The following is a 6,430-nucleotide window of genomic DNA, read 5'->3' as shown; positions in this document are numbered from 1 at the left end:
GCTTCCTTGGCCTTCTCCAGACCGGCGAGGTAGGCGTCCATCACCTCTCGGTGGCGCTCGACGGAGAAGATGAGCGTGACGTTGACCGAGATGCCCTCGGCGATGACCGCGGTGATCGCGGGCAGACCCGCCTTGGTCGCCGGGATCTTGATCAGCACGTTCGGCCGGTCGACGATCTTCCAGAGCTCGATGGCTTGCAGGATCGTCTTGTCGGTGTCGTGGGCCAGTCGTGGGTCGACCTCGATGGACACCCGGCCGTCGGCGCCGCCGGAGGCCTCGTAGGTCTTTGCCAGCAGGTCGCACGCATTGCGAACGTCGTCGGTGGTCACCGTCCGAATGGTGGCGTCGACGTCGGCACCCCGCTCGGCGAGTTCCTTCACCTGGTCGTCATAGGCGTTGCCCTTGGACAGCGCGGCCTGGAAGATCGACGGGTTGGTGGTCACACCGACGACGCTGCGCGTGTCGATGAGGTTCTGAAGGTTGCCCGTCTGCAGCCGCTCGCGGGACAGGTCGTCGAGCCATACGGACACACCCTCGGCGCTCAGCGCCGCGAGGTTCGGATTCTGAGTCATCAATGCTCCTAAGTTGTCTTCGACATTCAGTTTTCGAGTGATCGTTCCGCGGCGGCCGCCACTGCCTCCGCGGTAAAGCCGAACTCGCGGAACAGGGTCTTGTCGTCGGCCGATTCGCCGTAGTGCTCGATCGAGACGATCTCGCCGGTGTCACCGACCAGCTTGTGCCAACTCTGCGCGACGGCCGCTTCGACCGCGACGCGCGCCGACACCTCGGGGGGTAGCACGCTGTCGCGGTACTCCTTCGGTTGCGACTCGAACCACTCGACGCACGGCATGGACACGACGTACGCGGTGATGTCCTTCTCCGCCAATAGCTTCTTGGCCTCCACCGCCAACTGCAATTCCGAACCGGTACCGATGATGATCACGTCGGCATCGTCGGCGGGCTTTCCGCCGCCCAACACGTAGCCACCCTTGGCCACGCCCTCGGCGTCGGTGCCCTCCAGGACTGGGATGCCCTGGCGCGTGAGAATGAAACCGACCGGGCCGCTGCCGTTGCCCCGCGCCAGGATGCTGCGCCACGCGTAGGCGGTCTCGTTCGCATCGCCAGGCCGCACCACCGAGAGATTGGGGATCGCCCGCAACGCGGCGAGGTGCTCGATCGGCTGGTGGGTCGGGCCGTCTTCGCCCAGCCCGATGGAGTCGTGCGTCCAGATGTAGATGGTGTCGATGTCCATCAGCGACGCCAACCGCACCGCGCCGCGCATGTAGTCGGAGAACTGCAGGAACGTGCCCCCGAACGCGCGGGTCGGACCGTGCAGCACGATGCCGGACAGGATCGAGCCCATGGCGTGCTCGCGGATGCCGAAGTGAAGCACGCGGCCGTACGGGTCCGCGGTGTAGTCCTTGGTCGAGATGGACGGCGGACCGAAGGACTTCACGCCTTCGATGGTGGTGTTGTTGCTGCCCGCCAGATCGGCCGAGCCGCCCCACAGTTCGGGCAGCTTTGGAGCCACGTCGTTGAGCACCTTGCCGAAAGCTGCCCGGGTGGCCAGCGGCTTGGAGCCCGGCTCCCAGTAGGTGATGTCGGCATCCCAGCCGTCCGGCAGCTCCTGGGCCAGCAGCCGGTCGAGAAGCTTCTTGCGTTCGGGCTCGCGCTCGGCCCACGCATCGAACTCCGGCTGCCACTTCTCGTGCGCTTCTCGGCCGCGGTCGACCAGCTTGCGGGTGTGCTCGATGACCTCGTCACGGACCTCGAACTTCTTGTCTGGGTGAAAGCCGAGGACCTTCTTGGTGGCGGCCACTTCCTCGTCGCCGAGAGCAGACCCGTGCACGCCGCCGGTGTTCATCTTGGTTGGCGCGGGATAGCCGATGATCGTGCGCAGCGAGATGAACGACGGCTTGTCGGTGACGGCCTTGGCTGCCTCGATCGCGGCCTCGATGCCGACGACGTTCTCGCCGCCCTCGACCTCCTGCACGTGCCAGCCGTACGCGCGGTAACGGGCAGGCACGTCCTCGGACAGCGCGATGTTGGTGTCGTGCTCGATCGAGATCTGGTTGTGGTCGTAGAACACGATCAGATTGCCGAGCTGCTGCGTTCCGGCCAGCGAGCTGGCCTCGCTGGTCACCCCTTCTTCCATGTCGCCGTCGGAGGCGATCACGTAGATGAAGTGATCGAACGGGCTGGTGCCTGGTGCGGCATCGGGGTCGAAGAGACCGCGCTCGTAGCGCGCCGCCATCGCCATGCCGACTGCGGAGGCCAGTCCCTGACCAAGCGGCCCGGTGGTGATCTCGACGCCCTTGGTGTGGCGGAACTCCGGGTGCCCTGGCGTCTTGGACTTCCACGTCCGCAGCGACTCGATGTCGGTCAGCTCGAGCCCGAATCCACCCAGGTACAGCTGGATGTACAGCGTCAGACTGCTGTGGCCGCACGACAGTACGAAGCGGTCGCGGCCCAGCCAGTGCACATCCGATGGATCGTGCGTCAACTGGCGCTGGAAGAGCGTGTACGCCAACGGCGCCAGGCTCATTGCGGTGCCGGGATGTCCATTGCCGACCTTCTGCACGGCGTCCGCCGCCAGCACCCGCACCGTGTCGACGGCGACCGAGTCGACGTCCGCCCAGTCATCGGGGTGGTTGGGGCGGGTGAGGGCGGAAATCTCTTCCACTGTGGTCACTAGCAAGCTCCTCGGGTCGGCAAGCTGTCCATCAATACCCTAGTGCGGATCGCCCAATCGCCGCAGGCCGCGTCGGCCAAGTTGGTCCGGCGTTCACCTCTGACCACCCTGCGTTGTGGGATGCACAGATTCACGGTCTACCATCGTCTGTAGTAGAAGCTCGTCTGCTAGAAGCTGCGCGCCGCCGCGAAATTACGAGGAGAACAACTGCGTGAGCATTCGCGAGCGCCGTCTCTTCCGCCAGGCGCCTGGCCGGACCCGTACCACGCTGTTGGCCTATCTGGCGCTGACCAAGCCGCGTGTGATCGAACTCCTGCTCGTCACGACGATCCCGGCCATGCTGCTTGCCGACCGCGGCGCGGTGAATCCCCTCCTGATCGTGAACACGCTGTTCGGCGGCATGTTGGCCGCCGCGGGTGCGAACACGCTGAACTGCGTCGCCGACGCGGACATCGACAAGATGATGAAGCGGACGGCGCGCCGACCTCTGGCCCGCGCGACGGTGCCCACTCGGCACGCGTTGGTGTTCGGACTCGTGCTCAGCGCTGGATCGTTCGCCTGGCTGTGGTGGACCACCAATCTTCTGTCGGGTCTGCTGGCCGTCGCGACCATCGCCTTCTACGTGTTCGTCTACACCCTGCTGCTCAAGCGCCGCACGTCGCAGAACGTCGTCTGGGGTGGGGCAGCGGGCTGCATGCCGGTGATGATCGGCTGGTCGGCCGTGACGGGCACCATCAGTTGGCCCGCGCTGGTGATGTTCGCGATCATCTTCTTCTGGACGCCGCCGCACACCTGGGCGCTGGCGATGCGCTACAAGGACGACTACAAGGCGGCGGGCGTGCCGATGCTGCCGGTCGTCGCGACCGAGCGGCAGGTCACCAAGCAGATCCTCATCTACACGTGGCTGACCGTGCTGACGACGCTTGCCCTGGCGCTGGCCACCGGCTGGCTGTACGCGGGGGTGGCCCTGCTCGCGGGCGCGTGGTTCCTGACGATGGCCCACCAGCTGTACGCGGGGGTGAAACGCGGTGAGCCGGTGAAACCCCTGCGGTTGTTCCTGCAGTCCAACAACTACTTGGCCGTGCTGTTCTGCGCGCTGGCCATCGACTCGGCGCTGGCGCTGCCGACGCTGTTGGGTTGACGCCCCGCGAGACTCAACCCTCGGGGTAGAACAGGAACAGGGTGCATCCCGTCGTCGTCGCAGGCACGTGCCACGATCCCGCCGGTGCGTGCAGAAACGTCCCAGCCGGGTAATCGCGCGCGCCGTCGTTGAACGTGCCCGCGACCACGTAGACCTCTTCGGAGCCGGGCTCGTGAACGTCGGGGCGCGGCCACGACGTGCCCGGGTCCATCTCGAGGACGTTGGCGTGCGCACCGGTCAGCCCCTTCCACAACGGGCGCAGCCGGATACCGGGGAAGATTTCGCGGACGGGCGATTCACTGACGGCGACGGAGGTATAGCCCTCCTGCGTGAGGATTTCAGGATTCACCCTCTCTACGGTGCCGTGTGCGGCCACACTGGCCCAGTGTCAGAGAAGTCATCATGGGGTACTTTTCAGCCATGCATCGGGTAGTGGCCCTGGTCCGACCGGTCGTCCAGTCGACGTTCGAACTCGGCTGTGCAGCAGAGGTATTCGGCACGGCTCGGCCTGGGGTGCCTCAGCCCTACGAGTTCGCGGTCTGTTCGGAGACGCCGGGCCCCGTGCCTACGTCGGCCGGGTACACGATGTCGGTGTCGCTGGGTCTCGAAGCGCTGGCATCCGCGGACACGGTGCTCATCCCTGGCTGGACCCCGGTGGAGACGCCGCTGTCCGCCAGCCTTCGCCGGGCCCTGCTTGGGGCGCACGCCCGCGGGGCGCGGCTCGTCACGATCTGCACCGGGGCGTTCGCGCTGGCCCGCACGGGCTTGCTGGACGGCCGTTCGGCCACCACGCACTGGGCTCGTGCCGAGCAACTCCAACGGGACTTTCCTCGGGTGTCCGTGGAGGCGGACCTGCTGTACGTAGATCACGGCGACGTGGCCACGAGCGCAGGCGCAGGAGCGGGTATCGACCTCTGCCTCCATCTCGTTCGGCAGGATCACGGCGCCGCGCACGCGGACGCGGTCGCACGACACATGGTCCTGCCGCCGCATCGGGACGGCGGCCAGCTCCAGTACGCGCCGAACCCACCGCCCGCCGACGCGTTGGACGGCCTTGTCGGATGGGCCGCTTCCCGCCTCGGGACGTCGCTGTCGGTGGATGACCTCGCCACCCATCTCAGCGTCTCGCCCCGCACCCTGGGCCGACGCTTCGCCCACCAGTTGGGCACCAGCCCGGGCGCGTGGCTGTTGTCCCGCCGGATATCGATGGCGCGCACTCTCCTGGAGGAGACGGATTTGCCGGTGGAGGTCATTGCGACTCGGGTCGGTCTGAACTCGGCAGTGAATCTACGTCGTCGCTTCCGTGCCCACCTGGGCACGACCCCTGGCGCCTACCGCCGCACGTTCCGAACGCCGGTGAGGGGCTAGCTCCGGGCTAGCTCCGGTCCCAGCCGCCCCTGCGGCCCTCCTTCGTCCGGCCCCGCAGCTTCTTCTCCGCGATCCGACGTTCCTTCGCACCTCTGGTGGGCTTGGTCGGCCTTCGTGTCGGCGGAGGCGCCGCGGCGGCTGCGCGCAGGAGACCCGCCATGCGTTCGCGGGCCGCCGCGCGATTCTGGAGTTGTCCGCGGTGTTCACTCGCCGTCACGGTGAGAATGCCCCCGGCCAGGCGACCGTGCAGTCGGCAGAGCATCCTCCTGCGCAGCCACTCCGGAACCGACCGCGAACGGGCCAGGTCGAAGGACAGCTCGACGCGGCTGTCCGCGGTGTTCACGCCCTGCCCGCCTGGACCGGAGGACCGGGAGAAGCGCTCGCTCAAGTCGGCCGCGGACACCACGAACGTCCGTGTCACGATCAAGTCCTCGGCCACGCCGACAAGATTAGGACGCCCACCGACGGCGGGCGTGGCAACTCAGGGCACCAGCACGACCGAGCCGACCGTCTTGCGCCCCTGCAGGTCGGTGTGTGCCCTGGCCGCGTCGGCCAGCGGATACCGCTCGCTGACCGTGACGTTGATGGTCTCCGTCGCGATAGCGTCGAGCAGTTCCCCTGCACGCCAGGAGAATTCGTCGGCGGTCCTGGTGTAATGGGCCAGTGTTGGTCGGGTGAGGAACAGCGATCCGGCACTGTTGAGACGCTGGGGGTCGAACGGTGGAACGGGTCCGCTGGACGCGCCGAACAGGGCCAGCGTGCCGCGCACGGCGAGGCTGGCCAGGCTGGCGTCGAACGTGGACGCCCCGACGCCGTCGTACACCGCGGACACCCCCCGGCCGCCGGTGAGCTCACGGATCCTGGCCCCGAATTCCTCGGCGTCGTCCGGGTAGTCGAGCACCTCGACGGCACCGGCCTGCCGGGACAGTTCGGCCTTGGCGCGTGTGGAGACCGTGGTGATCACCTTGACCGCCACGCTGGTGGCCCACTGGGTGAGGATCAGGCCGACGCCGCCGGCGCCGGCATGGACGAGCACCGTGTCACCCTGCTGTGCCGGGTAGACCGACTTGAGTAGGTAGTGGGCAGTCATCCCCTTGAGCAGTGCCGAGGCCGCCACTTCCGCCGGCACCGCGTCGGGCACGTAGGCCACGAAATCGGCCGGGGCCACGCTGTATTCGGCGTATGCGCCGACCGCTTGGGCCGTGACCACCCGATCGCCGACGTTGAGG

General features: G+C 67.4%; 7 protein-coding genes. 2 read left to right on the top strand and 5 right to left on the bottom strand.

The features are described 5' to 3' along the window. Both tal and tkt read right to left on the bottom strand, forming a co-directional pair. Positions 1-575 (bottom strand): transaldolase (tal, locus tag ACRDUX_RS28225; protein ID WP_526418711.1); only part of this gene is annotated, 575 nt, incomplete at its 3' end. Positions 576-598: 23 nt separating this feature from the next. After that, positions 599-2,692 carry a transketolase gene (gene tkt, locus ACRDUX_RS28220; RefSeq protein ID WP_526418709.1) on the bottom strand — a complete coding sequence of 698 codons (2,094 nt, stop codon included), beginning with the start codon at positions 2,690-2,692 and terminating at the stop codon, positions 599-601. Positions 2,693-2,903: 211 nt separating this feature from the next. Between tkt and ACRDUX_RS28215 the strand changes: the two genes are divergently transcribed. Next, positions 2,904-3,833, top strand: a complete 930-nt coding sequence (locus ACRDUX_RS28215; RefSeq protein WP_526418707.1) for a heme o synthase — start codon at positions 2,904-2,906, stop codon at positions 3,831-3,833. 13 nt (positions 3,834-3,846) lie between these two features. Here the strand turns inward: ACRDUX_RS28215 and ACRDUX_RS28210 are convergent, their stop codons facing one another. Further along, a complete protein-coding gene (locus tag ACRDUX_RS28210; RefSeq protein ID WP_526418705.1) occupies positions 3,847-4,182 on the bottom strand; it encodes a cupin domain-containing protein in 336 nt (111 codons plus the stop codon). 71 nt (positions 4,183-4,253) lie between these two features. Between ACRDUX_RS28210 and ACRDUX_RS28205 the strand changes: the two genes are divergently transcribed. Continuing rightward, a complete protein-coding gene (locus tag ACRDUX_RS28205) occupies positions 4,254-5,201 on the top strand; it encodes a GlxA family transcriptional regulator (RefSeq protein WP_526418703.1) in 948 nt (315 codons plus the stop codon). Between the two features lie 7 nt (positions 5,202-5,208). Here the strand turns inward: ACRDUX_RS28205 and arfB are convergent, their stop codons facing one another. Both arfB and ACRDUX_RS28195 read right to left on the bottom strand, forming a co-directional pair. After that, a complete protein-coding gene (gene arfB, locus ACRDUX_RS28200; RefSeq protein WP_526418700.1) occupies positions 5,209-5,640 on the bottom strand; it encodes an alternative ribosome rescue aminoacyl-tRNA hydrolase ArfB in 432 nt (143 codons plus the stop codon). A gap of 42 nt (positions 5,641-5,682) precedes the next feature. Further along, a partial coding sequence (locus ACRDUX_RS28195; protein ID WP_526418698.1) for a quinone oxidoreductase family protein occupies positions 5,683-6,430 on the bottom strand: 748 nt, incomplete at its 5' end.

The organism is Mycobacterium sp. (assembly GCF_050701675.1).
Classification (GTDB): domain Bacteria; phylum Actinomycetota; class Actinomycetes; order Mycobacteriales; family Mycobacteriaceae; genus Mycobacterium.
This window is presented reverse-complemented; position numbering and strand designations above follow the sequence as displayed.

What these genes read in the sequence shown, in the direction of transcription:
- ACRDUX_RS28205 (WP_526418703.1), top strand. Translation starts at nt 4,254, where the DNA reads ATGCATCGGGTAGTGGCCCTGGTCCGACCGGTCGTCCAGTCGACGTTC.